The following is a 25751-nucleotide window of genomic DNA, read 5'->3' as shown; positions in this document are numbered from 1 at the left end:
AAGTGTAAAAATAATGAATTTTAGTAAGATTATCTGTCTTTTTATCTTCTTTTTTGGAGTCAGTGTTTTTGGTCAGAAAGATACTGTGGAGGCAAAACCACTTAATCAGTATCCACCTGAGTCTTTAAAAGTGGATGAGTTTGGCAACAAATATTATTATGATGAAAGGCAGAAAGTCAAGGTATATGAAGTTAACGGAGAGCCTGTAGTTGTATTGGATGAACTGGTTTTGGTCAATAAACCGAGATTTAATAATCAGCTGGATAAGAATTATTATTATTTTCTCAATAAAAAGTTATACAGGGTCTATCCTTTGTTTGTGACTGCATTGCAGCAATACAGGGACATTCAGAAGGATATGAATGATATGGACAGCAAAGCCAAAAGGAAATTTGTCCGGGAAAGACAAAATATGCTGGCTGACCAATATGAAAAGCAATTAAGAGATCTTACCACCACTGAAGGGCAGGTTTTTGCAAAACTCATGAACAGAGCCACAGGTAAGAACGTTTATGAGATTATCAAGGAGTTAAGAGGCGGATGGAGCGCTTTCTGGTGGAACGTCAAAGGAAAGATGGCTGATATCGACCTGAAAGAACAATATGATCCCCATAAAAACAGGACGGATGAATTTGTAGAATCATTACTTCAGTCAAACTGGAATTCCGGTTATCTGCAACCTTATCCCGGTGCGAATGATTTCAAAGTAAAAAAATAAATATAAAAATACCTGTAAGAAGCCTTACAGGTATTTTTCTTTTAATTTATCAAAGGCAATCTGATCAGCTATCAGAGAAAAAGGGTTCTTAATGATATTGATGGGCAGCCATTCTGCTTTTTCAATACCTTCATCTTTGATCCTGAGATTTTCCTCGTTCATAATTTTTGCTACATAATAAATTGATAAGAGCTGCCTGCCATCTTTGAAATGCGAAGTAATAATATGGTCCTGCGTATACAGATGTTCCAGAATCTTAATTTTTACATTCAGCTCCTCTTCGAATTCTCTGTGAAGACAATCCAGCAAACTTTCTCCGAATTCCAAACCTCCTCCCGGAAATTTAAGGACCGTATTCCCCATAAATTTTTCAAATAATGCCAGAACGGAGTTGTTCCTGATAACACAGGCATATGTCCTGATGTTAAAATTATTTTTCATAGAATTAATTTTCAATATAAAAATACATGTTTTTATTCACAATGTATTGAAATAATTAGATGAAAATATATTTGCTTAAAAAATTTTACTTCTATAAAAGAAAAGTTCCTATGATCATAGGAACTTTTCTTTTAATTTATCAAATACAATTTTGTCTATCGGGAGAGGAAAAGGATTGTCCGGCCGGTCAATCTCCATCCATTCTGTTTTTTCGATGCAGGGGTCCAGAATAAGGAAGTCTTCTTCATTGGTGATATTAACTATATAATATATGGTAAGAAGCTGCTCATTCTCTCTGAATCGTGATACCAGAAAATTTTCCTGAGTATAGAAGTGTTCTACAATATCTATTTTCACATTCAGCTCTTCATCAAATTCACGATGTAAACATTCCAGTACACCTTCTCCATATTCTAATCCTCCACCTGGAAATTTCACTAAAGGTTCGCCGGCATATTCTTCAAATAAGGTTAAAACTTTCTTATCTTTTACCGCACAAGCATACACTCTAATGTTGATCTTGTCTATCATATATATAAGGTATAATATTTTGTCTGGCTAAGGTAAGAATTTTTACGGAAGCGAAAGGGGAAAATAGCAACAAGCTACAACTTTATCGCGTTAATCATCTCTCTTTTTCCGGGAGGCCCCTGTTTTTTCTCTACCTTAAAATTGAGTTCCTGTAGAATCCTTCTTACGCTTCCTTTAGAAGAATATGTTGTTAATAATCCGTTAATGGCCATTTTGTCCGAAACCAGCTCGAATAATGGTTTTTCCCATAGATCAGGTTGTACCCGTGCTCCAAAACAGTCAAAGTAAACGAGATTTATTTCTGGCAGATGTATGCTTTTCAGGTCGAAAAAGTCACATTCTATCTTTTTTAAGTTAAATCCACTAATGATTTCAACTGGTTTTTCCCAATCTGCCAGATGAATTTTCTGATAAATATTTTTGAACTCCGGGTTATCAAAAAGCTCAAAATATGCCAGGTCGTTAACTTCGGATTCATTTATGGGGTATTTTTCGAGTGAAAAATAATTAATGACATGATTTTTGTCAGTTTTTAAATATTCATTAATTGTCACCAAAACATTCAAACCTGTTCCAAATCCTAGTTCTAAAATATTAATTTCGTAATCATTAACTAATTTTAATCCATTTTTGATAAACACGTGTTCGGCTTCCTGCAGCGCTCCGTGATGGGAATGGTAGTTTTCATTTAAATCATTGATAAACAATGTTTTACTCCCGTCGTTTGTAGTCTTTATTTCTCTTTTCAAGCTATTTTTTTGTCAAATTTACTCTAAAATTTTTATATTTAGAAAATTATGTTAAATTTGTAGAACATCGTAAAAATTTTTAAAAATGATAATTCAAAAAACTGAAAACTCCAGAATTTCTACATTCGACCCGAACAATTTTTCATTTGGTAGTACTTTCATTGATCATATGATCATATGTGAGTATGAAGACGGAAAATGGGGGGATGTAAAATTAGTTCCTTACGGTCCGATTCCATTTACGCCTGCCATGATGGGAGTAAATTATGGACAAGCTTGTTTCGAAGGTATGAAAGCCTATAAAGACAAAGACGGGCAGGTTTTCCTTTTCAGGCCAGAAAAGAATTTTGAACGTATCAACAAATCAGCAAAGCGTCTTGCTATGCCTGAGGTAACTGAAGAAATGTTTTTAGATGGATTAAAAGCATTAGTAGATATCGACAGAGACTGGATCCCTCAGGGTGAAGGAATGTCATTATATATCAGACCATTAATTTTTGCTACAGAGGAAGCTTTAAAAGCAAGAGTTGCCAATAAATACATGTTTGCTATTGTAGCCACCCCGGCGAAGAGCTATTATGCAGAACCTGTTTCTGTAAAAATATCTGACCACTATTCAAGAGCAGCAAACGGAGGAGTAGGTTCTGCGAAAGCAGCAGGAAATTATGCCGCTTCTTTCTACCCGACACAACTGGCAATCGAGGAAGGATATGAACAAATCATCTGGACCGATGATGCTACTCACGAGTATTTTGAAGAGAGTGGTACTATGAACGTATTCGTAAGAATCAACGATACGATCTATACACCACCGACTTCTGAGAAGATCCTTGACGGGGTAACAAGAGACAGCTTCATTCAACTGGCGAAGAAAAGAGGAATTGAAGTGAAAATTGAACCTGTTGCTGTAAAAACTGTTATCGAAGCTTTGAAAGATGGTAGTCTTAAAGAAGTATGGGGTGTAGGTACAGCGGTAGTGACTACTGAATTCCAGGCCTTAGGATATGAAGGTAAAAAACTGGAGCTTCCAAGATTGTCTCCGGAAGAAAGTTATGCTGCTATTCTTAAGAAAGATCTTGTTGACCTTCAAAACAATCTTTCCGAAGATCCGTTCGGATGGAGAGTGGCAGTTGATCACGTACTTGAAACCGTTTAATATTATTAAAATAAACTATTATAAAAGCCGGGTATTCCCGGCTTTTTTGTATACACATACAATTGGAGTACGACCTTTACACTATATCCGAAAATCAACTGAATAACAGGTTACGATAGAAATACATCAATACGATCATACATTTCTTCATCAAGTTTTGTAATTGATTCTTGAAATGTGTATTTTCGCAAATGTTTATGAAAAAATTAGTCTTCATATCAGTCATCAGTCTGTTGGGTTGCAACAGGAATGCACAGACGGCTCATCCCCCTGTAGGCGGTGTTTTAAGCCAAAAGGATCTGGATGTTTCCAGAAACAGGATGAAAAATCTGAATACTATAGAAAGAGGGCAGATCCAGGATTGGATCAATAGCCAGCCTGTAAAGTATTATCCTACACAACTTAATTATTGGGTAACAGTGGATGGATATGATCAGAGAGAAAGGAGAGCGGATAATAGCATGATCTCATATTCTTATGATCTGTATGATTTTGATCAGACCAAAATTTATGACAATCCGATTGAAAGAAGAGATGCCAGATTCGGGCACTTTGATGAATTGAAAGCGGTAGAAAATGCTTTGCGTTTTATACATGATGGTGAAGAAGTGACACTTTTGGTACCGTCCTCTTTGGCGTATGGAACCTTTGGAGACGAAAAAAAAATAGACAATGACATCCCATTAATCATAAAATTAAAAGCTTTATAACAAATGAAATTGTTTAACAAGAATATAATTCTGGCAGCGGCAAGTATTTCGCTGATGAGTTGTACCCCAATTTATAAAAAAATGAACGTAGACAAAGAAACTTACGAAGGTCTTAATGACGGACTTTATGCCAATCTTCAAACCACTAAAGGTAACATGATCGTTAAGTTTGAAGACAAGAAAGCACCAGTAACTGTAGCCAACTTTATCGGTCTTGCTGAAGGGAAAATCGACAACAAAGCTAAGGCTAAGGGAGTTCCTTACTATGACGGAACTATTTTCCACAGAGTGATCAAAGATTTCATGATCCAGGGAGGAGATCCTCAGGGAACAGGAATGGGAGATCCCGGATATAAATTCGAGGATGAGAAGAACGATCTTAAGCATACAGGAAAAGGTATTCTTTCTATGGCGAATTCTGGACCTAACACAAACGGTTCCCAGTTCTTCATTACTGAAATACCTACTCCTTGGTTAGACGGAAGACACACGATCTTCGGAAAAGTGGTAAAAGGTAATGATGTGATTGATGCTATTGCTAACGTAGAAAAAGGAGCTCAGGATAAACCAAAAACAGATATCGTTTTAGAGAAAGTTTCTATTTTCGGTAAAGGTGACGAGTACAAAAACTACGATGCTGCTAAGACTTTTAACGAAGGAAAAGCAAAAATCGCAGAAAACAATAAAGCGTACATCGCAAAAGAAGAAGCTGAAAAAAAGAAAAAAGAAGAAGAATTCAAAGCAAACCAGGAAAAACTTGTTGAGAACCTGAAAGCCGGTATGCAGAAAACTGAATCAGGTCTTTACTATAAAATTACAAAAACAGCTGACGGAAAAGCTCCGAAAGCTGGCGACAATGTTTCTGTACACTATGCAGGGAAATTGGTTGACGGTACCGAATTAGATTCTTCATTCAAAAGAAACGAGCCTATCGAAATTCCTATCGGAATGGGGAGAGTTATCAAAGGATGGGATGAAGGGATCCTTTTATTAAAAGAAGGTGAAACTGCTACTTTATTGATCCCGCCTGCTATGGCTTACGGAGAAAGAGGAGCAGGAGGGGTGATCCCGCCAAACTCTTGGTTGGTCTTCGATGTAGAGCTTGTAAAAGTAAAATAAGTACATCTTATAAAAATATAAACCGCCCCGCAAAAGGGTGGTTTTTTTGTGAATGGTTTTAATGTTAAGAGATGAAGATAAAATTAATCGTAGGTATTATTTCACTTTTTTCAGTTTTGTCCTTTGGCCAGACTGGAAAAGTTGATGATGAAGTAGGCGTGAAAAGAGATTTTATGACTTTTTTCAAAAATATAAAAGAAAAGGATATTGAGAACGCTGTAAACTTAGTATATCCTAAATATGTAAATGCTGTAACACGGGAGCAGGTTTTTAAAGTTTTGACGTTGTCTTATAATAATCCTGCTTTCATTACTGATATTCAAAAATTTGAAATAAATAACGTTGAAATGCCTGAATTTATCGATGGTGAATATTTTTCAGTGGTCAACTATTCTTTCACCATGAAGTTTAAAATTGACTGGAAGGTCATTCATGATGCGGAATCAGTGAAGCAAAAAATGAATGATGCAGTAATGACCCGATACGGAAAGGAATATGTGAAATATTTCAGCGATGGAGATTACTACCTGATCAATACCGGGATGAAAGCATGTGCTGTTTCAAAAGATCAGAAAAACTGGAAGTTTTTGATTGTTGAAAAAGAAAATAGACCTCAGCTCACCCCTATTTTGCCGGGAAAAATTCTTGAAAAATTATAAAACTTGTTAGTCAGGAACGTCCTTTTGACACGAAGATGAAAGAATACAATACAAAGCCACCTTTGCGGGTGGTTTTTTTATTGGAATAAAAATACCGTAGAAATACGGATTTTGTCAGATATTTTTTACTGTTATCTTTATCAGGTACTTACGAATACTAAAATATAAAATATGTTTGATCTGGATTATGATATAATAAAACAGGAAATTGAATCAGATGTTTGTAAAGAACACGGCTTACATCCGGAATTTGTAAAAACAGATGAAGGGTTTGGAATAAAAGCCTGTTGCGATCCTTTCAGGATAGAACTGGTTCAAAAGTCTGAGAAAATGATTGAAGAGCAGACCGAAAAACTGCTTGATAAAATCATGAAAGATATGTTTAATGAATAAATTTTGTACGATGCGATAATAGTTCCTATTATCAAAAAACCGCCCCAAAAGGGCGGTTCTTTAGTAAAAGAAAGATTAAAAAGTTATACGTTTCTGCCGGATCTTTTCTTCATGTCCGTTCCTGCAAGGGAACTGATGAATACAAGACCAAAGCCGATATAAGCGGCAAATGCGGTCAGATATATTATTAAGCTGTTAAAACTTGGTTTTGAAGTATATACCAACACTGAAAAGGCAGCAAAACTCAATACCAACAACAGGCTCCAGATATGCATTTTTGCAGCGTCTTCATTTCTCTTAAAAATCATTTCAAAAAAGGCTCTCATCATTACTAACATTTTAAGGGTTATACATTATTTATCTATAAAGCAGCATACTGATCACGGTAAAAAGAATGGCATACTCTCTTACTGGGCTAAGGTTCGCGATAGCTTTGCCGTTTATTCACTATTATGACGCCGGATTAAAAACCCGGAGTACCAATATTTTGAATCATTTCTACATGATTCGAGGGTAGATGATACCAGTCAGATACGGTGCATACAACTGCTGTGAAAAACAAACCGAGGGTTCATTCACCACGTTTCCCGTATCTTTTACGGCATCGTAGAAAAAAAAGGATTCATATACATCAATATGAACTTTGAATCAGTGGAAAACTGAAAATCCACAGAAAACCTTTTTTCTCATCCTTAGTGCTTTTTTATAATTTTTTTCTCGATAAATTACATGCGAATATCATGCCAAAGTGACAATTTAGCGATTAACGCTTTGTTTTTAATGGATGTAAGTGTTTGTTTTTAAATGTGATAAGTGAATTATTTCCTTAAACGATGAGAAAACAAATGGAAAATTGTATTTTAAACGGAGAATTGGGAATCGGGAGGAGGTTTTGGTCACGCCTGGAAAAATTCCTTGTAGAGATTAAAATATAGGGCAAGAACATTTTTAAAGGTCTGGAAAAAGCCTGTCAAAACAAAATAAGCTTGAAGTATTTATGAATGTAATCTGTTGAGTACTATTTAAAAAGCCCATATAAGTCCTGATTTTTCAGAACTTATATGGGCTTCTTTTGTATATAGTCTAATACCTGTTTTCTGAGATTACCAGTTTTTATCAACCATATAAATAATCTGTGTCAGGGCTGTTGCTCCCAGTAAAAGCTCCCTTCTGTTGACTTTTTCAAAGGTATCTTCTTCAGTATGGTGGATATCAAAATAACGTTGAGAATCCGGCATCAATTCAGCTGCGGGAATTCCCATGTCGTGAAGCGGATACAGATCTGTTCCTGAGAATCTTTCTTCAAAATTATAAACACCATACGGGATGAATAGTTTCGACCAGCTCTTAATTTGCTTTCTTTTTGCATCATCCATGTCCAGGGCAATTCCTCTCGGTGCAAAGCCACCTGCATCGGTTTCGATAGCAAAAAGATGTTTTTCATTCTTCTCTTTTACTGTTTTACCGTACTGGATTCCGCCTTTTACCCCATTTTCTTCATTGGCGAAGCAAACTACCCGTATCGTATGGTTATTTTGTAACCCCAGTTTTTTGAAAGTTCTTACCACTTCAATACTCTGAACAATTCCGGCACCATCATCGTGGGCTCCTTCACCCACATCCCAGGAATCTAAATGACCTCCGACAACAATGACGCTTTGGTCTTTTTTACCGGTAATTTCGCCAATGACAGAGTGGGAGAGTTTTTCTCCTTTCATTCCACAATTGGAATTGAGTTTTGCGGTGACATTCTGTTTATTCAATAAAGCTGCCAGTTCATCAGCTGTTGTACTTCCGATTGCTACAGCCGGTACTTTCGATACGTTGTCTTCATAACGCATAGCTCCCGTGTGTGGAATATCATCGAACGCTGAAGAAAGGGAACGGATAATCGCAAACTTTCCTCCTTTTTTTGCCGTTAAAGAAGCTGCTGTTGTTCTGTACTTTGCCGCATCGCCATATCCTTTGAAGGTTTCTATGAAAGACTGGTTGAAAGGGTAGTTAAAGAACAGGATTTTATCTTTCACTTTTTCTGCCGGAAGATTATTATACTCTTCCATCGATTTTACCATGATGATTTCTCCTGAAACATCTTTACCTTTTGTCCCTTCAGAGTTTCCTAAAGAAAGCATTTTAAGGCCTTTCCAGTTTCCGTTGGAGGTTTTGATGTGTAAGGATTCTTTGCCTCTTTCCCAAACCGGGATCATGACTTCCTGAAGCCATACTTTGTCTGCTCCGGCGTCACGAAGTTTTTGTTCGGCCCATTTTACAGATTTTTCATAAGCTTCAGAGCCGCTTAGACGGTGACCTATTGTTTTTGTAAGTTCCCGTAATTCATTATAGCCTTTTCCGTTATTCAAAATCTCAGTGGAGATCTTTTTGAACTGGATAGAATCTTCCTGTGTTTGGCCAAATGCAGCCATTCCGGAAAGTAATAAGGCAGTACCTATTATTTTTTTCATTGTTACCAATTTTTATCAATCATATAAATAAGTTGTGTCATTACCGCAGCACCGAGTAAGAGTTCTCTTCGGTTGACTTTTTCAAAAGTATCTTCAGCGGTATGATGAATGTCAAAATAACGTTGGGGGTCGGGAACAAGTTCTGCCGTAGGAACACCCATTTCATGAAGTGGGGCAATGTCTGAACCTGAATATTTTCCTTCAAAATTGTAAACTCCATAAGGCAGAAAGAGATGTCCCCAGCTTTTGATCTGGTTTCTTTTAGAGTCGTCCATTTCCAGCGAGATTCCGCGTGGAGAAAATCCTCCGGCATCAGATTCTATGGCAAAAAGATGTTTTTCGTTATTTTCTTTGGTGGTTTTCCCGTACTGTTTCCCACCTTTTGTTCCATTTTCTTCGTTGGCATAACAAACCGCTCTGATGGTGTGATTATTCTGTATTCCCAATTTTTTGAAAGTTCTTAATACTTCAATACTCTGAACAATCCCGGCGCCGTCATCATGAGCGCCTTCACCTACATCCCACGAATCAAGATGTCCTCCTACAACAATGACACTCTGGTCTTTTTTACCGGTAATTTCACCAATGACAGAATGGGAGAGTTTTTCTCCTTTTATACCACAATTGGAATTGAGCTTTGCAAATACCTTCTGTTTTTGCACTAGGGCTTCCAATTCATCAGCTGATGTATTTCCGATGGTTACTGCAGGAACTTTGCTTATGTCTTCATCATAACGCATATTACCTGTGTGCGGAACATCATCAAAAGCTGAAGAAAGAGAACGTATAATGGCAAATTTTCCTCCTTTTTTAGCGGTTAATGAAGCTGCAGTACGCCTGTAGGCTCCTGCTTCACGATAGGCTATAAAAGTCTGTACATGTTCCTGATTAAAAGGATAATTAAAGAACACGATTTTATCTTTTACCTTTTCAGCAGGGAGTTTGTCATATTCTTCAAGGGATTTAACCATAATGATTTCTCCTGAAACATCTTTTCCGCCGGTACCTTCAGAATTCCCCAGAGAAAGCATTTTGAGGCTTTTCCAATTGCCGTGGGAGGCCTGGATGTGCAATGATTCTTTGCCTCTCACCCAGACGGGGATCATGACTTCCTGGAGCCATACCCTGTCTGCTCCGGCATCACGAAGCTTTTGTTCGGCCCATTTTACAGATTTTTCATACGCTTCAGACCCGCTTAAGCGGTTGCCGATATTTTGTGTAAGCTCTTTCAGCTCAGTGTAGCTTTTTCCGTTATTCAGAATTTCTGTAGATATCCTGTTAAATTCCAGGGAATCTGCTTGAGTCTGAGCAGATAAAAAAGTTACTCCTAAAATTAATAATGATAGATTTGCTATCCTTTTCATATTACCAGTTTTTATCAACCATAAAAATTAATTGAGTCATTGCTACCGCTCCCAGCAAAAGCTCACGTTTATTGACCTTATCAAAGGTATCCTGTTCAGAATGATGATAATCAAAATACCTTTGTGTATCTACTACTAGCTCTGCCAACGGAATGTCCAGTTTTTTTAAAGGTGAAATATCCTGAATGGCTTCTGTCTGGTCGAAATCATAAACCCCGTAAGGAAGAAAATAATCTTTCCATGGATAAATCAATCTTCTCCGTTGCGGTGACATGTCCAGAGAGAATCCCCGGGGTGAGTATCCTCCTGCATCTGTGCCTAAAGCGAATATATGTTTTTCTTCTTTCTTTTTCACATAAGCAGCATACATTTCACGTCCCTGCCCTCCGTTTTCACTGTTGGCGTATAAGACGACCCTGATCGTGTGATTATTTTCGTATCCAAGTGCTTTCAATGCCCTTAAAACTTCGATACACTGCACAACGCCGGTTCCGTCATCAATGGCACCTTCGCCAATATCCCAGGAATCAAGCTGTGCGCCTAAAACAATCACTTTAGAATCTTTTTTGCCTTCAATTTCAGCGATAATATTGGGATTGGTAGTACTGGCTTTTGATTCTGCGGTCATGTTGATTTTAGCAGTGACTTTTTGCTTTTCAATATTTTTTCCAGCTCATCAGCAGATTTTACTCCTATTGATAAAGCAGGAATTTTAACTTTATCATCCGGTTCGTAGTAAATCATTTTTGCATGGGGAACATCGTCGCTTGCTGTTGTCAGTGATCTTATAATTAAAGCTTTTGCTCCTGTTTTAGCAATGACAGATGCTGAGATTAATTTAGATTTTGCCGTCTGCAGATAGGCATCACTGGTGTTAATAATTTTAGGATCCATAGGTACATTCACAAAAACTATTTTGTCTTTTAGCTGACCTATAGACATTGCATTGAGTTCTGAAGTGGAATTAATTAATACAATTTCTCCCGTAAGGTCTTTTCCGCCTGTGCCTTCGGAGTTTCCGAAAGAAAGCATCCTTATATTTTTCCAGTCACCATTTCCTGTCTTGATATGGAGAGATTCTTTCCCTCTGATCCAGACCGGGGCTTTGGCTTCTTGTCTCCAGATCATATTGATTCCGATTTCCTTAAACTTTTTTTCAGCCCATTCTACTGCTTTCTCATAACCGGTAGTGGCACTGAAACGGGGTCCGATACCTTTTGTCAGTTCTCCGAGATGATCATAGGCCTTACCATTGGTCATAATCTCATCTGAGATCTTTTCAAATTCTTGATGATAATTTAATTTTACAGGAATCGCTGTTTTATTGGTGACCTTTTTCTGTGGCTTTTTTTGAGAAAATAAAAATCCACTCAAAAAGAGTGGAAGTATAATGAATATTTTTTTCATTTTTTATTTACCTTTCTTTTTCCGATGATAAAAGTAGGGAAAAAATAGGAATTTACTAAGGTTTCATGTCGTACATTAACAGAGCTGTAATCAATTTTGGCTCAATGAATGTACATTTTGGAGGCATGCTTAATTTTAAGTCTGAAATTTTAATCATGTCATTGAAACTTACAGGGTAAATTCCAAATCCGACTTTACCTTCACCATTGTCAATCTTTTCTTTTAAAATATTAATTCCGTTGATATTAGACGTTCCTTTTACATAGGAAATCAGCTCAGAGCTGTCCGGATCTTCAATTTTTAAGATATTTTTAAAAATATATTTGTCTAAAAGATGGTGATCCAGATTATCCAGAGACATTTCTCTGGAACGAAGGTCATGTTTCACGTGAAGGGAATAAAACTTACCATCCAGATACATTGAGATATGGAATTTTTGCGAAGGGAAGTAAGGTATTTCACCTTTTTCGTGAATAAGGAAATACTTGTCCAGCTCCTTCAGAAAGTCTTCATTGGAAATGCCGTTCAGATCGTGTAAAATCCTGTTATAATCGTGAATTTTAATGGACTGGTTCGAAACGATAAAGCTGTATACAAAGTTGTAAAGTTCAGTACCGGTGTGTCTTTTATTTTTCTCTTTATGACGTTTGGCATTTAACGCGGTAGAGCCAATTCTGTGGTGGCCGTCCGCAATATAAAATGAATCGATCTGGTCGATGACTTCTTTGAACTGCTGGAGCTTGAGACGATTGTCTATTCTCCAGATCTTATGTCTGATTCCAATGGTATCTGTATGATTGAAAATAGGAACATTCTTCTCCTCATGGTTCATCAGCAATTCAATTTTTGAATTGGCAGGGTAGGTAAGCAATACAGGTTCTGCCTGTAAGTTTACTTTCTCAAGGTAATGTGCAAGATTTTCCTTTTTCTGAGGAATGGTACTTTCGTGCCTTTTGATTTTTCCGTTCCAGAAATCTTCAATGCTTGCCAACCCGAGAAGTCCTCTGAAAACCTGTTTATTGGGATAGATCTGCTCATAAAGATAATACGAAGAATTGTCCTGGATCAGTTTTTTCTCGTCCAGAAGTTCTTCAAATGTGGAGCGGATCTTCCTTAAGTTCCGGTCAATATCTTTAGATTTACTTACAACATAGGGTTTAATCATGTTGATGTAAGTATTTTCGACTTGAGCTTTCTCTGCAATCTCTTCCTGGGTGAAATTATCCAGTGGATGAGTAGGGAAAGTGCTCTCAATATCTCTATGAGGTCTTATTCCACGGAAAGGTTTAAAAACAGGCATATTTATCTTATAGTTTCTTTTTGTAGCTTAATAATTTGTTCTGCAAGTTCGATACCGATTTTCTCTTGCGCATCTACCGTATTTCCTCCGACATGTGGAGAAAGTGATAATGCCGGGTTCATCAATAGGGGCAGTTCCGGGCTGGGTTCATTTTCGAAAACGTCCAGTGCGGCTCCGGCCACTTTTCCTGAGTCAATAAAATCGTTCAGGGTAACTTCATTGATGACTCCGCCTCTTGCAGTATTGACAATATAGACTCCGTCTTTCATTTTTTCAAACTGAGGGGTATCTATAATGTAGTTATTCGTTTTGGGTGTATTGATGCTGATAAAGTCTGTATCTTTAAGGAACGCATCCATATCATTGGTAGAACTGATTTCAAAGCTGACAGATTGTCCGTCAAAAAAGTTCAGGCTGAGAACTTTTGTTTTCGGGCTTTTTGTCAGGACCTTGATCTTCATTCCTAAAGCGATTCCTATTTTTACGACTTCCTGGCCAATACTTCCAAAGCCGATGACTCCTAATGTTTTTCCAGAAAGTTCATACGCGTTACTGAATGACTTTTTCATGGCATTGAAGTGAGTGTCTCCTTCCAAAGGCATGAGTCTGTTTGATTCATGAAGAAATCTTGCCAGTGAAATGAAATGTCCGAACACGAGTTCAGCAACTGATTTTGAAGATGCGTTAGGGGTATTGATTACTTTAATCCCTTTACTTTTTGCATAATCTACATCAATATTATCCATTCCGATACCGCCTCGTCCGATAATTTTAAGACCGGGACATGCATCAATCAGATCCTGTCTTACTTTAGTAGCACTTCTTACCAGAAGAACATCCACATTATTATCGTTGATAAAATTAATAACGTGATCCTGAGCCACTCTATTGTCCAGGATTTCAATTCCGGCTTCTTTTAAAACCTGTTCTCCTGATTTTGAGATTCCATCGTTTGCTAAAACTTTCATGTGTTATTTTATTATAGATGTTAGAGGTAAGATATCAGAACTTTGGTTGCAAGGTCTGCTATCTGATATCTGTTGTCTTAATCTTTTTATTTTTTCGGTCGCCTAATATAAGCTATTTTATTGACTTCATTACGTCCACCAAAACCTGTACGCTTTCAATCGTCAGGGCGTTGTATAAGCTCGCTCTGTAACCACCTAAACTTCTGTGGCCGTTTAATCCGCTGATACCGGCCGCTTTCCATGCATTATCGAATGCTTCTTTCTTGCTTTCATCGGTAATATTGAAAGAAACATTCATTAGAGAACGATCTTCTTTTACACAGAATGTTTCGAATAGAGGGTTGCTGTCTATTTCGTCGTATAAAAGTTTAGCTTTTGCTTCATTTCTTTTTTCTGCAGCAGCGATACCTCCGTTGTTTTCAAGGTGCTGAAGCGTCAACAAAGAGGCATATACAGGGAATACCGGTGGAGTATTATACATCGATTCTTTGGCAATATGTTGAGAATAGTCCAGCATAGAAAGCATATTTTCTCTGCCTGTTTTTCCCAGGATTTCTTTTCTGATAACGACTAAAGTAACTCCGGCAGGCCCCATATTTTTTTGAGCTCCCGCATAAATTAAATCAAATTTAGAGAAATCAAGCTGTCTTGAAAAAATATCAGAACTCATGTCACAAACCATCAGGGTATCCACCTCAGGGAAAGTTTTCATCTGGGTTCCGTAGATCGTGTTGTTGGAAGTACAGTGGAAATAGTCATATTCTGAACCCACTGTATAACCTTTGGGAATAAAAGAATAGTTCTCTTCCTTTGAGGAACCTACAACATCTACTGATCCCAGTTTTTTTGCTTCTTTAATAGCCCCGGCTGCCCATGTGCCCGTATCCAGATAAGCGGCTTTTCCACCAACTTTCATCAGGTTGTAAGGTACCATGGCAAACTGCATGCTTGCACCGCCTCCTAAATAAATTACCTCATAATCATCACCAAGATTCATCAATCTCTTTACAATTGCACGTGCTTCGTCCATTACGGCAACGAAATCCTTACTTCTGTGAGAAATTTCAAGAAGGGATAATCCAATACCATTGAAATCCAGGATTGCCTGTGCTGATTTTTCAAATACTTCCTGTGGTAAAATACATGGTCCTGCGCTGAAGTTGTGCTTTTTGTTCATATTTTTATTTTTTGGTTGCTGAAGAAATTTTTTATTTTTTCAACTGTATTGAGGTTTTCTATTAAAATTATTAAGCTATAGTTAAAAAAATCCGCCTCACAAAGCATGAGACGGTGTTTTTTTATTCGCCGTGTAAGAATGCTTTTTTATTAAGTAAAGCTTCTTCTGATTCTACATGATCTTCATCCGGAACACAGCAGTCTACCGGACAAACGGCTGCACATTGTGGCTCCTCATGGAATCCTTTACATTCGGTACATTTATCTGTTACAATGAAATACACATCGTCGCTCACCGGTTCCTGTGGTGCATCAGCGTCTACAGTAAGTCCTGAAGGAAGTGTTACAGTACCTTGAAGACTAGTACCTTCCGAAGCTTTCCAATCTACGGCTCCTTCATATATTGCATTATTCGGGCATTCAGGTTCACAAGCCCCACAGTTAATGCATTCATCAGTTATTTTAATAGCCATCGCTAATTTTTTTTAAATTTGCACAAAATTACAAAATATTCCCCAATTTTAAAGTAATTATGAATACCGAAAATCAAGTTTTAGGACTTATTAAGTTAAGCGATTATATACAGGCTTTTTTAGCTAAGAAAATTGAAGATCAGAATGAAGATGATGTTAATATTGAATTATTATTAAAGAAATCTGAAATTGAAAATCCATGGTTTACAGTTGATAATCAGAAATTTGCCTTGCAGCAGTGGGCAGATTTATTGACTGAAGAGAATATAAAAAACTGGCTTCAGAATTATTCGATCTCAAAGATTTCCAAGAGAGTAGGATTAATTTTGGCCGGAAATATTCCTTTGGTTGGGTTTCACGATGTGATTGCCGTAGTGTTGAGCAACCATATAGCTGTGATCAAATTATCTTCAAAAGATAAATATCTGATTCCGTTCCTGTTAAACAAATGGAAAGAATTTTCTGATGGAAATGTAGAATTTGAATTCGTAGAGAAATTAGAAAATTTTGATGCGGTCATTGCCACCGGAAGCAACAATACAGCGAGATACCTGGAGTATTATTTTAAAAACCATTTAAGTATTATCCGAAAAAACAGGACATCTGTTGCTGTATTGAAAGGGGATGAAACTGATGAGGAACTTCAGCTGCTGGCTAAAGACATCTTCCGGTATTTTGGACTAGGCTGTAGAAATGTGACCAGGATTTTTATTCCTAAAGACTTTGTGATCGATAGGTTGTTTGAAAACTTTCTGGGATTCCAGGATATCATCAATCATAACAAATATGCCAATAATTACGATTACAACAGAGCCGTGTATCTTTTGAATCAGGATAAATTCTGGGATAATAATTTTGTAATGCTTAAAGAAGATGACAAATTATTCAGCCCGCTTTCCGTGATTAATTTCAGTAGATATGAGTCATTGGATGATGTGAAAAATTTTATTGCGGGGAACGAAGAAAATATTCAATGTGTGGTCGCTAAAGATCAGTTGATTCCGGACTCTGTTTACTTTGGAGAGGCTCAGAATCCGGGGCTTGATACCTATGCAGATAATGTGGATACGATGAAGTTTTTGGAACTGGTCTGATTTTCGTATCTTCCTTCACTTATTTAACTAATAACAAAATGGATTATATGAAAAAATTATTTTTAGGACTTGCAGTGATCGGCGGACAATTAATGTTTGCCCAGAAAGTGGTTGGTCTGCAAGTTGAGAAACCACAGAATAAAGAACAGCAGGCTACAATCAGCAAGGAGAAAATCGGATTGTATAATGATAATTTCCAGGCATTTGTTGTCGCTTTGCAGGCTTCTGACCGCAAAACAATTGACGGGTTGCTTTCAGATAAAGTAAAGGAAATTGTGACCGATGATGTCCTTAAGAAAGTAAAGGCAGGTATCGATCCCGGTAAAAAACTTGAGGTATTAAAAGCAGGATACTATAAAACAATGGATGGAATTAATCATCCGAGTATCAAGTATAAGTATGCAGGAGAGACTTCTTCGAAAGAGGTGATCAGCGCTGTATTTGAGGATGACGGGAAAATTCTAGGAGTATTGCCCGCCAAGAAAGACAAATAAATTATTTTCGATTAACTAAAAAATATTAACTATGATGACAGATGTTTTAGTCGCTCATTCTTCGGAAGTGGAGAAGGCGAATTTTTACAAGAAAACGTATTTGCACGTTGCTTTATCAATCCTTGCGTTTATCGGGGTTGAAACTATCTTATTGAATATAGTTCCGCCACAACTCATTGCTATGATGTTTGGCCAGAGGTATATTTGGCTATTGATTATCGGGGTTTTCTGGTTAGCTTCAATTTTAGCTTCCAAATGGTCCCTTTCACAAAGCAAATCAACACAATACCTTGGCTTAGGATTTTATATTCTTCTGGAAGCAGTGATTTTTATGCCTTTGCTTTTTATTGCTGTTAATATGACCGGAGGAACTGAGGTGATCTTCCAGGCTGCAACTTTAACGGTTGCTATGTTTGCCGGCATTTCCGGGGTTGCATTTACTTCTAAAAGAGATTTTTCTTTTTTAAGAAATATCATCATTATTGGCGGATTCATTTCTATCGGACTTATCGTAGCAGGAATGATCTTCGGATTTAACCTTGGATTATGGTTTTCGGTTGGAATGGTGATCCTGGCTTCAGCTACTATTCTATATCAGACAAGTAAGTTAAAAGACTCGTATGGTACCAACCAGTATGTAGGAGCTGCATTACAGCTTTTTGCATCTATTATGCTTTTATTCTGGTACATCCTAAGCATCTTGATGAGCAGAAGAAACTAACAGACCGATATCTTTTATACATAGTCCCGGTGATATTTTCATCGGGATTTTTTTTACATATACATGATTTTTTAAATACGAATTAGCCTAATGGCCCCACTAATAACAAGAATTCAATAGGAGTGTTTTTTGGCCGGTTTACTTAGTAAAATATTATCCATAAGCTTTAGCCGGGAATTATGATGAATATTCTATTATAAAGTTTTCAGCAGCTTATCTGACACTTAATATCAGATTAAGTGTTTTAAGCTTTTGTGACTAAATAGATTTTCTACCAAAGAGTATACGAATGATTGCATAGGTATCGTTGTTATTTGTAATAGTCGCGTTTTAAATCAAAAACAAAAAATCCTGATGAAAATATCACCGGGATTTTATAGGGTATTCTTTAAAGTTTTCCATACAACATCCAGCTCCATGTGACCGGTTAAGGTCCTTCGAAGTACATTTAAGCGTTGAAATAAAGATTCTTAAAGAATAGAAAAAAGTATAGTAATGAGGAAAAAACCTCAGGTATTGTGTTTTATAATTTTTGAGAACTTATCAAAAGATTACTTGTCAATTGATCCCAAAACTTTTTGGGCAAAAGAGTTTAAAGCATCCTTCTCACTCATCCCGTTTTGTACGTTAGCGTGAACTTCTAAAGCTCCGCAGATGTTTGTGATCAATTCTCCTGCTACGTTCAGATCCTCCTCACTTGTTCCTCTGAATTCACTGAAACTTTCCAGTACTTCTAAGGTTTTCTCAAGATTTTCAGGTGTCTGATTTTGATAAAACTGTCTGATTACGGGTAATTTCATTATGCTAATTCATTAAAAAGGTTAATTAAACTTTCTGCCTGATTAGACTGAACCTGGTTTACCAATTCACCGTTTTTGAAAATGGCGAAAGTCGGAAGGTTGTCTACTTTTGCTAATTTTCTGCTCTCAGGAAGCTTTTCAGCATCTACATATAAAAAAGGAATTGCTTCGTTTTCAGATGCCAGTTTTTTGAATTTAGGCTTCATGATTCTGCAGTTTCCGCACCATGTAGCTCCGTATTGAACAACTACTTTTTCGTTGTCATTTACGATATTCTGTAATGTATCTTCGGTTAATTCTGTGTACATAGGATAAATTTTAAGAATTGAAATTTAACAATGTAACAATTGAATAGTATCAATGTACCAATAAAAATATCTACTGTTACAATGATGCTTTGTTACATTGTTAAATTACTAGATTGTTAAGTTGAATTAGTTCTTAGCTAAGTATTCTGCAGTAGAAGTTCTGTCAGCTTTCATAGCATCTTTTCCTTCTTCCCAGTTTGCTGGACATACTTCACCGTGCTTCTGAACGTGAGTGTAAGCGTCAATTAGTCTTAAGAATTCTTTTACATTTCTTCCTAATGGCATATCGTTTACCGCTTCGTGGAAAATTTTTCCGGTCTCATCGATAAGGTAAGTAGCTCTGTAAGTCACGTTAGAACCTGTGAAAATCTCTTCTCCTTCTTCGTTGTATTCGAAATCCTGATCTACAATTCCTAAAGTGTTTGCCAATTGTCTGTGAGTATCCGCTAAAAGTGGGTAAGTTACTCCTTCGATACCTCCATTGTCTTTTGGAGTGTTCAGCCATGCGAAGTGTACTTCGTTGGTATCACAAGATGCACCGATTACTTTAGTATTTCTTTTTTCGAACTCACCTAAAGCCTCCTGGAATGCATGAAGCTCAGTAGGGCAAACGAAAGTGAAATCTTTTGGATACCAGAATAAAAGAACTTTTTGCTGGTTGTTTACTGCTTCATCAAGGATGTTGATTCTTAAATCGTCACCCATTTCAGACATCGCGTCAATTGTTAAATTCGGGAATTTTTTTCCTACTAAAGACATAATTTTCTGTTTTTATATTTAAATTTCTGATGCAAATATAGAAAGATTTATCTATCGATCAAATGAATATTGATAAATAAAATCTATAATTGTTTTTGATGTGTTGTTAAATAAAAAGCCCTGAATTCAGGGCTTTTTGCTTATTTTTAATAACCGAATATTTCGGTGAGATTCAGCTTTTTGACTTCACCTAATTTCTGTATATCAGCTTCGTTTACTTTATCTTGCGCTGCCACTACACAATATGTGAAGTTTTTGTTCTTCATTTCTTTTTCATGGAAGGTATTGATCTCTGCAAACGATAGTTTAGGAGCCTGCTCGTATACATTTTTTCTTATATCAAAATCATTCCCAAGCTTTTGAGACTTCAGGTAAGAAAAGATAATTCCATCCTGGGTAATTCTTTCAGACGCGATTGATTTTTTCAATCCGCTTTTTGCTGTTTCAAATAACTGTTCTGATTTTGGAAGTGTTGTTAAAAGCTCATTCATCGCTGCTGTAGATTCATTGAATTTATCAGCCTGCGTACCTACATAAGCCATAATCATATCTTTGTCTGTTTTCTTGCTCGGAAGGGCAAAATAAGAATAAGTAGAGTAGGCCAGTGCCTTAGATTCTCTGATCGTCTGGAATACAATAGAGCCCATTCCGCCACCAAAGTAATTATTGAATAGACTTACAGTTGGAGTAATTCCAGCATTATAAGGGTCAGAGTTTCTTACCCAGAATACTTCAGCCTGTACCATATCGTAATGTGCAAACAATACTTTGTTTTTGTCCGTTGGGATCTGAGTAAATGTTTTTGTTTTCGGAAGCTCTTTCAGGGTTGCCGGTAACTTGTGAATAGGCTTTAAGGCGGCCGTTACATCGTTTCCTGTTTTCGGACCGTAATACAGTACTTTATGTTTGAAATTGAACAAATCATGAAGGATATTCACTAGGTCTTCTGCTTTTAAGGCATCCAGTTCAGCATCACTTAAAACATTGTTAAAAGGATTCTGGGGACCATATTGTGCATAGCTTCTAAGACCTGCCATGATACTGCCTTTATTTTGTTTGGCATTAGCTCTGGATTTTTTGATCCTCGCTTTGTAGGCATCAAGAGCAGCCTTATCGGCCTGGCAATTTTTGATAAGGTCTTCAAACAAGCTGATGGTCTTATCAAAATTTTCATTTAAGCCTTCCAGCGATACGTAGGTTTCTTCGTTTCCTGCACTCACATTGAAGCTTGAAGCAAGCTTATAAAATTCTTTACTGATGATTTCTGAAGACTTATCCTTTGTTCCCAGGTACTGAAGATATTCAGTGGCTAAAGGAAGCATTTTATTATTCCACTTTCCGGAATCAAAATAATAATACATTCTGAAGAGTGCGTTATCTGTATTTTTTACAGACAGTACATCTACATCGCCTAATTTATTTTTAGCAATATCTTTATCATAATTGAGCCAGACCGGTGAAATAGGGTTTTCAGGCATTTCGTCGATTTTCTTCAGGAATGATGATTGATCTTCTCTGTTAACGGAAACCGGCGTGATTGTGGGTTTGTCAACTTTTACAATGCTCTTGTCTTCGCCTTTTCTTTTATAAACCGCTACATAATTGTTATCTTTAAGATATTTGGAAGCAAAATCCATGATATCTTTTTTAGTCAGTTTTGAAATTTCTTCCACATATTCCAGGTTGGTCTTGTGATCCACCTCGGAAGTGAATTCATCCATTAATATCCCTGCTCTGGAAGAATATTTTTCATTATCCTGAATAATCTTTTTTCGCTCATTATTAACAATAGACTGGATAAGGTCGTCAGAAAAATCTCCTTTTCTTAATTTGTCAATCTCCTGTAAAAGTAAGGTTTTAACCTGATCCAAAGATTGTCCTTCCGTAGGATTTCCCTGCAATAACAAAACGGAATAATCTTTTAAAACATAAGGGAAGGCGTATGCTGCCAGTAATTTTTGTTTTTTAACCAAATCAAGATCGATCAACCCTGCCTGACCATTGGTAAGCATGCTTCCTACAAGATTGAGAAGTCTGGCATCCTTCGTTGTAGCACCGGGAAATCTGAATCCTATGGTGATATTTTCAGGGGTGGGGCCATAGACTTCTTTGGTAACCGGACTTGTAATTGCGTTTTCCTGGCCGACATTGTAAGCAGGGATAGCTTTAGGTTTCATATAAGAAAAAGCCTTGTCGATCTTTGCAATCATTTCATCAGGATTGAAATCTCCGGACATGATAATTCCCATATTATTAGGAACATAGTAATTGTTGAAATATTCTCTGATTGCTTTTAAAGAAGGGTTTTTCAAATGCTCAACCGTACCGATCGTGGTCTGTTTTCCGTAATTGTTATTAGGGAAAATAGCTGCAAACATGGCTTCGTATACTTTTCTTGGATCGTTATCAAGGCCTCTGTTTTTTTCTTCGTACACGGCCTCCAATTCCGTATGGAAAAGTCTTAATACAGGTTCTCTGAATCTTTCCGCCTGTACTGCAAGGAATTTATCCGTAACATTGGCAGGGATATCTTCCGTGTATACCGTTTGTTCAAAAGATGTGAAAGCATTGGTTCCATCTGCGCCCATACCAGACAGCATTTTGTCATATTCATTGGCAATGGCGTATTTGGCAGCTTCACCGGAAACTTTGTCTATTTCCTTGTAGATCTCTTTTCTTTTATTTTCGTCTTTCGTCTGATTGTACTTTTCGTAAAGAGCATCAATCTGGTCCAGAAGGGGCTTTTCTTTTGCCCAGTCTTTAGATCCGAACTGGTTGGTCCCTTTAAAAAGCATATGCTCAAGATAGTGGGCAAGTCCGGTGTGATCAGCAGGATCAGTTTTGCTTCCTGCCTTTGTGGCAATATAGGTCTGTATCCTTGGATCCTTGTTCGTCGGGCTTAGAATAACGGTTAGCCCGTTTTTTAAGGTGTAATATCTGGCTGAAGTAGGGTCGTTGGTCACATACTTATATTTGTAACCGTTAGCAGTAGCTTCTTTCCATTGGAAGTCCTGCCCGTGAGCATGGCCGATGAAACTTGCAGCGGCTATGCTGGTAGCAATTGTTAGTTTTTTTAACAGGTTCATTGTTTGTTGTGTTTTATTTTCTGATTATTGGTTAAACTGTTTCAGCAGGGTTTTGATACGTCTCATCGCTTCTCGTAGCTCTTCTTCGGACGCTGCATAGGAGAATCTGATACATTCAGGACTTCCGAAGGAGAAACCTCCTACGCATCCTACATGAGCATTTTCTAAAAGAAACATCGCAAAGTCGTCCGAATTTTTAATTTCAGTACCATTCAGTGTTTTTCCGATGTAATAGGAGATATCCGGGAAGAAGTAGAACGCTGCTTTAGGAAGCAACACTTTGAATCCAGGGATCTCCTGAATCAATTCATATACAAGGTCTCTTCTTTGTTTGAAGGCGTCGATCATATATTTATACTCTGCCGGATCGGTTTTTAAAGCTGTAATAGAAGCTCTCTGAGCTACGGTATTAGCACCGCTGGTCATCTGTCCCTGTACTTTTTCGCAGGCTTTTGCCAGCCATTCAGGACATGCAGAATATCCGATTCTCCATCCTGTCATTGCGAAAGCCTTTGACATTCCGTTGATGACAGCAGTCTGTTCATAGACTTCAGGGAATTGGGCAATCGATGTGGTTTTTGTTTCATAGTTGATAAATTCATAGATTTCATCAGAGATGATGGTCACCTGAGGATATTTAGCAATGACTTTAGCAATGGATTTCAATTCGTCATATGTATAATAACCTCCGGACGGGTTGCAGGGTGAGCTGAATAATATTGCTTTGGTTTTATCCGTGATCGCTTCTTCCAGTTGTTCTGCCGTGATTTTGAAATCAGTAACATAAGAAGTAGGAAGCATTACAGAATTTCCGCCCATCATTTTTACCATTTCGTCGTAGCTTACCCAATACGGGGCAGGAAGAAGAACTTCATCCCCATCATTGATGATGGCTGCCAGTACATTTAAAATAGCCTGTTTGGCACCATTTGAAACACAGATTTGAGTAGGTTTGTACTCCAGATCATTATCTCTTTTCAATTTGTAAGCAATGGCCTCACGCAGTTCAAGGAATCCGGGAACAGGAGAATAGTGGCTGTAATTTTGGTTGATCGCATCGAAAGCTGCCTGTTTGATATTGTCCGGAACGTCAAAATCCGGTTCGCCAAGAGTCAGGCTGATGACATCTATTCCACTGGCTTTCATTTCTCTGGCCTTATTTGACATTACAAAAGTTTGTGAGTATCCTAATCTTTTTACTCTATCTGAAAGTTTATCCATGTTTTTTTTTCAATTTTAACAAATATATAATAAAAACGCCTTGCAGAGGTAATAAAAGTAGGTAGAGTTTAAAGATTTTTATCAGGTTTTTATGCAATTAACAGATGGTAGTGCTTACAGAAATTACAATTGATTTTGACTTTTTTTAACATAAGGTGAATGTAAACTGGTATTCTTTCCGGGAGATGAATAGTATGTATTGAAAATTTACATTAGATTATATCAAAAGTATAGTGCTTTTACATCAGGTGGTTTTGTATCTTTAAACCATCTAAGACTCCGCTTATGAAATATTCCTTATTTTTATTATTCATTCCCTATATTCTATTTTCCCAGAAGCTCACGAAAGATGATGAAGTGAAGCAATATGTGTCGCAGGTCAATGAAGATTCGCTGAAGTCATACATTGGTCAGCTGGTGAATTTTCAGACCAGGCATACTTTAAGTTCGGTAACTGATCCCCATCAAGGCATAGGAGCAGCTAGGAATTGGGTTATTAAAAAATTTAAAGACTATGCAAAAAAATCAGGAGGCAGAATGGAGGTGTATCTTCAACAGGAAGACCTTCAGCCGGACGGGAAACGTATTGACAAAGCCGTTAACCTGGGAAATGCTGTTGCTTTTCTTAAAGGAAAAGATCCTGATGATAATAGAATTTTTCTGATTGGGGCACACCTGGATTCAAGAGTAACAGATGTGATGAACAGAACTTCCGTTGCCCCGGGAGCAAATGATGATGGGAGCGGTGTAAGTGCTGTTATAGAAGCTGCAAGAATATTGAGTGCCTCTTCATTTCCTGCTTCCATTATCTTCGTAGCATTCTCGGGTGAAGAACAATCGCTGCTTGGTTCTAAAATGCTGGCAGAAAAAATTAAAAAAGAAAATGTACAGCTCGAAGCCGTGCTGAACAATGATATGATCGGCAACCCGAAATCCGGAGAAACGGGAGAAACGAATACCCGTACGCTTCGTGTCTTCAGCGAAGGTCTGCCTTACAAAGATCTTGATCAGAAAGCGATGGCAATCAGAAACCTCGGTTTTGAAAACGACAGTGAATCCAGACAACTGGCACGGTATATCAAAGAGATTTCAGAACAATATGTCAAAGACCTTGAAGTAAAGCTTATTTACAGAAACGACCGGTTTTTGCGTGGGGGAGACCATTCCAGTTTTGTCAATAACGGTTTTCCTTCTGTGAGACTTACCGAATATTATGAAAACTATGATCATCAGCATCAGGATATCAGAATAGAACATGGTAAACAGTTTGGGGATCTGCCTGAATTTATTGATTTTAAATACCTTAAAAAAAATGTGGCCGCCAATATTGCAGTGCTTGCCAATCTTGCAAAATCCACTTCAAAACCAGAGCAGGTAGAAATGGATGTGAAGCAGCTGACCAATTCTACAACGCTTCACTGGCAAAAGCCAAAGTCAGGAGTACCCTCAGGGTATTATGTGCTGGCGCGTGAAACAGACAGCCCGGTATGGCAAAAAAGAATATGGACAAAAGAGCTTTCGATCAGGATTCCGCTTTCGAAAGATAACTATATTTTTGCAGTACAAGCGGTCAGTCAGTCAGGGAATCTGAGCGTACCTGTGATTCCCGGTATTGCAAAATAATGAAGGCTTCGGTCTTCCA

27 protein-coding genes are annotated in these 25751 nt (G+C 37.4%); 10 read left to right on the top strand and 17 right to left on the bottom strand.

The genetic code is table 11. The features are described from left to right. Positions 1-13: 13 nt before the first annotated feature. A complete protein-coding gene (locus M030_RS0121410) occupies positions 14-718 on the top strand; it encodes a DUF4294 domain-containing protein (RefSeq protein ID WP_027375282.1) in 705 nt (234 codons plus the stop codon). 24 nt (positions 719-742) lie between these two features. Here the strand turns inward: M030_RS0121410 and M030_RS0121405 are convergent, their stop codons facing one another. The 3 genes from M030_RS0121405 to mnmD form a co-directional block, all read right to left on the bottom strand. Continuing rightward, positions 743-1159, bottom strand: coding sequence for an NUDIX hydrolase (locus M030_RS0121405; protein WP_027375281.1), 417 nt, complete (start codon positions 1157-1159; stop codon positions 743-745). Positions 1160-1273: 114 nt separating this feature from the next. Further along, on the bottom strand, positions 1274-1690 hold the full coding sequence (locus M030_RS0121400) for an NUDIX domain-containing protein (protein WP_027375280.1): 417 nt from the start codon (positions 1688-1690) through the stop codon (positions 1274-1276). 74 nt (positions 1691-1764) lie between these two features. Beyond that, positions 1765-2439: a tRNA (5-methylaminomethyl-2-thiouridine)(34)-methyltransferase MnmD gene (gene mnmD, locus M030_RS0121395; protein ID WP_027375279.1), complete on the bottom strand. Its 675-nt coding sequence runs from the start codon at positions 2437-2439 to the stop codon at positions 1765-1767. An 85-nt stretch (positions 2440-2524) separates the two neighbouring features. Here mnmD and M030_RS0121390 point away from each other — a divergent pair, with 85 nt between their 5' ends. From M030_RS0121390 to M030_RS0121370, 5 genes are all read left to right on the top strand, one after another. Next, complete coding sequence (locus tag M030_RS0121390) at positions 2525-3595, top strand: branched-chain amino acid aminotransferase (protein WP_027375278.1); 1071 nt, start codon at positions 2525-2527, stop codon at positions 3593-3595. Positions 3596-3792: 197 nt separating this feature from the next. Then, entirely contained in the window at positions 3793-4305 is a 513-nt protein-coding gene (locus M030_RS0121385; protein ID WP_027375277.1) for an FKBP-type peptidyl-prolyl cis-trans isomerase, read from the top strand. 81 nt (positions 4306-4386) lie between these two features. Then, positions 4387-5424, top strand: a complete 1038-nt coding sequence (locus tag M030_RS0121380) for a peptidylprolyl isomerase (RefSeq protein ID WP_027375276.1) — start codon at positions 4387-4389, stop codon at positions 5422-5424. Positions 5425-5495: 71 nt separating this feature from the next. Beyond that, positions 5496-6083 (top strand): hypothetical protein, encoded by a 588-nt coding sequence (locus M030_RS0121375; RefSeq protein WP_027375275.1) that lies wholly within the window; start codon positions 5496-5498, stop codon positions 6081-6083. Between the two features lie 171 nt (positions 6084-6254). Then, the gene (locus M030_RS0121370; protein ID WP_027375274.1) at positions 6255-6476 is read left to right on the top strand and encodes a hypothetical protein; all 222 of its coding nucleotides are present in this window, start codon (positions 6255-6257) and stop codon (positions 6474-6476) included. A gap of 83 nt (positions 6477-6559) precedes the next feature. Here the strand turns inward: M030_RS0121370 and M030_RS0121365 are convergent, their stop codons facing one another. The 9 genes from M030_RS0121365 to M030_RS0121330 form a co-directional block, all read right to left on the bottom strand. Further along, the gene (locus M030_RS0121365; protein ID WP_105603053.1) at positions 6560-6805 is read right to left on the bottom strand and encodes a hypothetical protein; all 246 of its coding nucleotides are present in this window, start codon (positions 6803-6805) and stop codon (positions 6560-6562) included. 774 nt (positions 6806-7579) lie between these two features. Beyond that, positions 7580-8938 (bottom strand): M28 family peptidase, encoded by a 1359-nt coding sequence (locus M030_RS0121360; protein ID WP_027375272.1) that lies wholly within the window; start codon positions 8936-8938, stop codon positions 7580-7582. 2 nt (positions 8939-8940) lie between these two features. Then, positions 8941-10302 carry a M28 family peptidase gene (locus M030_RS0121355; protein ID WP_027375271.1) on the bottom strand — a complete coding sequence of 454 codons (1362 nt, stop codon included), beginning with the start codon at positions 10300-10302 and terminating at the stop codon, positions 8941-8943. Position 10303: 1 nt separating this feature from the next. Beyond that, positions 10304-10930, bottom strand: a complete 627-nt coding sequence (locus M030_RS25945) for a M20/M25/M40 family metallo-hydrolase (RefSeq protein WP_228375321.1) — start codon at positions 10928-10930, stop codon at positions 10304-10306. Next, on the bottom strand, positions 10927-11709 hold the full coding sequence (locus tag M030_RS25940) for a hypothetical protein (protein WP_228375320.1): 783 nt from the start codon (positions 11707-11709) through the stop codon (positions 10927-10929). Before M030_RS25940 ends, M030_RS25945 begins: the two co-directional genes overlap by 4 nt. A 55-nt stretch (positions 11710-11764) precedes the next feature. After that, positions 11765-13009 (bottom strand): DUF1015 domain-containing protein, encoded by a 1245-nt coding sequence (locus M030_RS0121345; protein WP_027375270.1) that lies wholly within the window; start codon positions 13007-13009, stop codon positions 11765-11767. A gap of 2 nt (positions 13010-13011) precedes the next feature. Then, positions 13012-13977 carry a D-2-hydroxyacid dehydrogenase gene (locus M030_RS0121340; protein ID WP_027375269.1) on the bottom strand — a complete coding sequence of 322 codons (966 nt, stop codon included), beginning with the start codon at positions 13975-13977 and terminating at the stop codon, positions 13012-13014. A gap of 112 nt (positions 13978-14089) precedes the next feature. After that, positions 14090-15154 carry a 3-phosphoserine/phosphohydroxythreonine transaminase gene (gene serC, locus M030_RS0121335; protein WP_027375268.1) on the bottom strand — a complete coding sequence of 355 codons (1065 nt, stop codon included), beginning with the start codon at positions 15152-15154 and terminating at the stop codon, positions 14090-14092. Positions 15155-15275: 121 nt separating this feature from the next. Further along, positions 15276-15626 carry a 4Fe-4S binding protein gene (locus M030_RS0121330; RefSeq protein WP_027375267.1) on the bottom strand — a complete coding sequence of 117 codons (351 nt, stop codon included), beginning with the start codon at positions 15624-15626 and terminating at the stop codon, positions 15276-15278. A 59-nt stretch (positions 15627-15685) separates the two neighbouring features. Here M030_RS0121330 and M030_RS0121325 point away from each other — a divergent pair, with 59 nt between their 5' ends. From M030_RS0121325 to M030_RS0121315, 3 genes are read left to right on the top strand one after another with little or no spacing between them, the layout of a single operon-like run. Continuing rightward, on the top strand, positions 15686-16720 hold the full coding sequence (locus tag M030_RS0121325) for an acyl-CoA reductase (RefSeq protein WP_027375266.1): 1035 nt from the start codon (positions 15686-15688) through the stop codon (positions 16718-16720). 47 nt (positions 16721-16767) lie between these two features. Further along, entirely contained in the window at positions 16768-17214 is a 447-nt protein-coding gene (locus tag M030_RS0121320; protein ID WP_227533099.1) for a peptidylprolyl isomerase, read from the top strand. A gap of 31 nt (positions 17215-17245) precedes the next feature. Then, complete coding sequence (locus tag M030_RS0121315) at positions 17246-17935, top strand: Bax inhibitor-1 family protein (protein WP_034722930.1); 690 nt, start codon at positions 17246-17248, stop codon at positions 17933-17935. A 551-nt stretch (positions 17936-18486) separates the two neighbouring features. Here M030_RS0121315 and M030_RS0121310 read toward each other — a convergent pair. From M030_RS0121310 to M030_RS0121290, 5 genes are all read right to left on the bottom strand, one after another. Continuing rightward, entirely contained in the window at positions 18487-18735 is a 249-nt protein-coding gene (locus M030_RS0121310; protein ID WP_027375263.1) for a DUF6952 family protein, read from the bottom strand. Beyond that, complete coding sequence (locus M030_RS0121305) at positions 18735-19043, bottom strand: thioredoxin family protein (RefSeq protein ID WP_027375262.1); 309 nt, start codon at positions 19041-19043, stop codon at positions 18735-18737. The genes M030_RS0121310 and M030_RS0121305 overlap by 1 nt, the downstream gene beginning before the upstream one ends. A gap of 126 nt (positions 19044-19169) precedes the next feature. Continuing rightward, the gene (locus tag M030_RS0121300) at positions 19170-19802 is read right to left on the bottom strand and encodes a peroxiredoxin (RefSeq protein ID WP_027375261.1); all 633 of its coding nucleotides are present in this window, start codon (positions 19800-19802) and stop codon (positions 19170-19172) included. Between the two features lie 146 nt (positions 19803-19948). Next, complete coding sequence (locus M030_RS0121295; RefSeq protein ID WP_027375260.1) at positions 19949-22888, bottom strand: M16 family metallopeptidase; 2940 nt, start codon at positions 22886-22888, stop codon at positions 19949-19951. Positions 22889-22912: 24 nt separating this feature from the next. Next, the gene (locus tag M030_RS0121290) at positions 22913-24109 is read right to left on the bottom strand and encodes a pyridoxal phosphate-dependent aminotransferase (RefSeq protein ID WP_027375259.1); all 1197 of its coding nucleotides are present in this window, start codon (positions 24107-24109) and stop codon (positions 22913-22915) included. Positions 24110-24394: 285 nt separating this feature from the next. Here M030_RS0121290 and M030_RS0121285 point away from each other — a divergent pair, with 285 nt between their 5' ends. After that, on the top strand, positions 24395-25732 hold the full coding sequence (locus tag M030_RS0121285; RefSeq protein WP_027375258.1) for a M20/M25/M40 family metallo-hydrolase: 1338 nt from the start codon (positions 24395-24397) through the stop codon (positions 25730-25732). Positions 25733-25751: the final 19 nt, after the last annotated feature.

The organism is Chryseobacterium sp. UNC8MFCol (genome assembly GCF_000482305.1).
GTDB classification, from domain to species: domain Bacteria; phylum Bacteroidota; class Bacteroidia; order Flavobacteriales; family Weeksellaceae; genus Chryseobacterium; species Chryseobacterium indologenes.
Note: the sequence above shows the minus strand (reverse complement) of the source record. Positions and strands in the feature narration are given on the sequence as shown.

Coding starts and splice junctions, on each gene's coding strand:
- M030_RS0121300 (WP_027375261.1), bottom strand. CDS start 19,802: ATGTCTTTAGTAGGAAAAAAATTCCCGAATTTAACAATTGACGCGATG.
- M030_RS0121305 (WP_027375262.1), bottom strand. CDS start 19,043: ATGTACACAGAATTAACCGAAGATACATTACAGAATATCGTAAATGAC.
- M030_RS0121380 (WP_027375276.1), top strand. CDS start 4,387: ATGAACGTAGACAAAGAAACTTACGAAGGTCTTAATGACGGACTTTAT.
- M030_RS0121330 (WP_027375267.1), bottom strand. CDS start 15,626: ATGGCTATTAAAATAACTGATGAATGCATTAACTGTGGGGCTTGTGAA.
- M030_RS0121360 (WP_027375272.1), bottom strand. CDS start 8,938: ATGAAAAAAATAATAGGTACTGCCTTATTACTTTCCGGAATGGCTGCA.
- M030_RS0121340 (WP_027375269.1), bottom strand. CDS start 13,977: ATGAAAGTTTTAGCAAACGATGGAATCTCAAAATCAGGAGAACAGGTT.
- M030_RS0121405 (WP_027375281.1), bottom strand. CDS start 1,159: ATGAAAAATAATTTTAACATCAGGACATATGCCTGTGTTATCAGGAAC.
- M030_RS25945 (WP_228375321.1), bottom strand. CDS start 10,930: ATGACCGCAGAATCAAAAGCCAGTACTACCAATCCCAATATTATCGCT.
- M030_RS0121365 (WP_105603053.1), bottom strand. CDS start 6,805: ATGATGAGAGCCTTTTTTGAAATGATTTTTAAGAGAAATGAAGACGCT.
- M030_RS0121390 (WP_027375278.1), top strand. CDS start 2,525: ATGATAATTCAAAAAACTGAAAACTCCAGAATTTCTACATTCGACCCG.
- M030_RS0121290 (WP_027375259.1), bottom strand. CDS start 24,109: ATGGATAAACTTTCAGATAGAGTAAAAAGATTAGGATACTCACAAACT.
- M030_RS0121285 (WP_027375258.1), top strand. CDS start 24,395: ATGAAATATTCCTTATTTTTATTATTCATTCCCTATATTCTATTTTCC.
- M030_RS0121355 (WP_027375271.1), bottom strand. CDS start 10,302: ATGAAAAGGATAGCAAATCTATCATTATTAATTTTAGGAGTAACTTTT.
- M030_RS0121400 (WP_027375280.1), bottom strand. CDS start 1,690: ATGATAGACAAGATCAACATTAGAGTGTATGCTTGTGCGGTAAAAGAT.
- M030_RS25940 (WP_228375320.1), bottom strand. CDS start 11,709: ATGAAAAAAATATTCATTATACTTCCACTCTTTTTGAGTGGATTTTTA.
- M030_RS0121320 (WP_227533099.1), top strand. CDS start 16,768: ATGAAAAAATTATTTTTAGGACTTGCAGTGATCGGCGGACAATTAATG.
- M030_RS0121385 (WP_027375277.1), top strand. CDS start 3,793: ATGAAAAAATTAGTCTTCATATCAGTCATCAGTCTGTTGGGTTGCAAC.
- M030_RS0121375 (WP_027375275.1), top strand. CDS start 5,496: ATGAAGATAAAATTAATCGTAGGTATTATTTCACTTTTTTCAGTTTTG.
- M030_RS0121310 (WP_027375263.1), bottom strand. CDS start 18,735: ATGAAATTACCCGTAATCAGACAGTTTTATCAAAATCAGACACCTGAA.
- serC (WP_027375268.1), bottom strand. CDS start 15,154: ATGAACAAAAAGCACAACTTCAGCGCAGGACCATGTATTTTACCACAG.
- M030_RS0121410 (WP_027375282.1), top strand. CDS start 14: ATGAATTTTAGTAAGATTATCTGTCTTTTTATCTTCTTTTTTGGAGTC.
- M030_RS0121315 (WP_034722930.1), top strand. CDS start 17,246: ATGATGACAGATGTTTTAGTCGCTCATTCTTCGGAAGTGGAGAAGGCG.
- M030_RS0121325 (WP_027375266.1), top strand. CDS start 15,686: ATGAATACCGAAAATCAAGTTTTAGGACTTATTAAGTTAAGCGATTAT.
- M030_RS0121345 (WP_027375270.1), bottom strand. CDS start 13,009: ATGCCTGTTTTTAAACCTTTCCGTGGAATAAGACCTCATAGAGATATT.
- M030_RS0121295 (WP_027375260.1), bottom strand. CDS start 22,888: ATGAACCTGTTAAAAAAACTAACAATTGCTACCAGCATAGCCGCTGCA.
- M030_RS0121370 (WP_027375274.1), top strand. CDS start 6,255: ATGTTTGATCTGGATTATGATATAATAAAACAGGAAATTGAATCAGAT.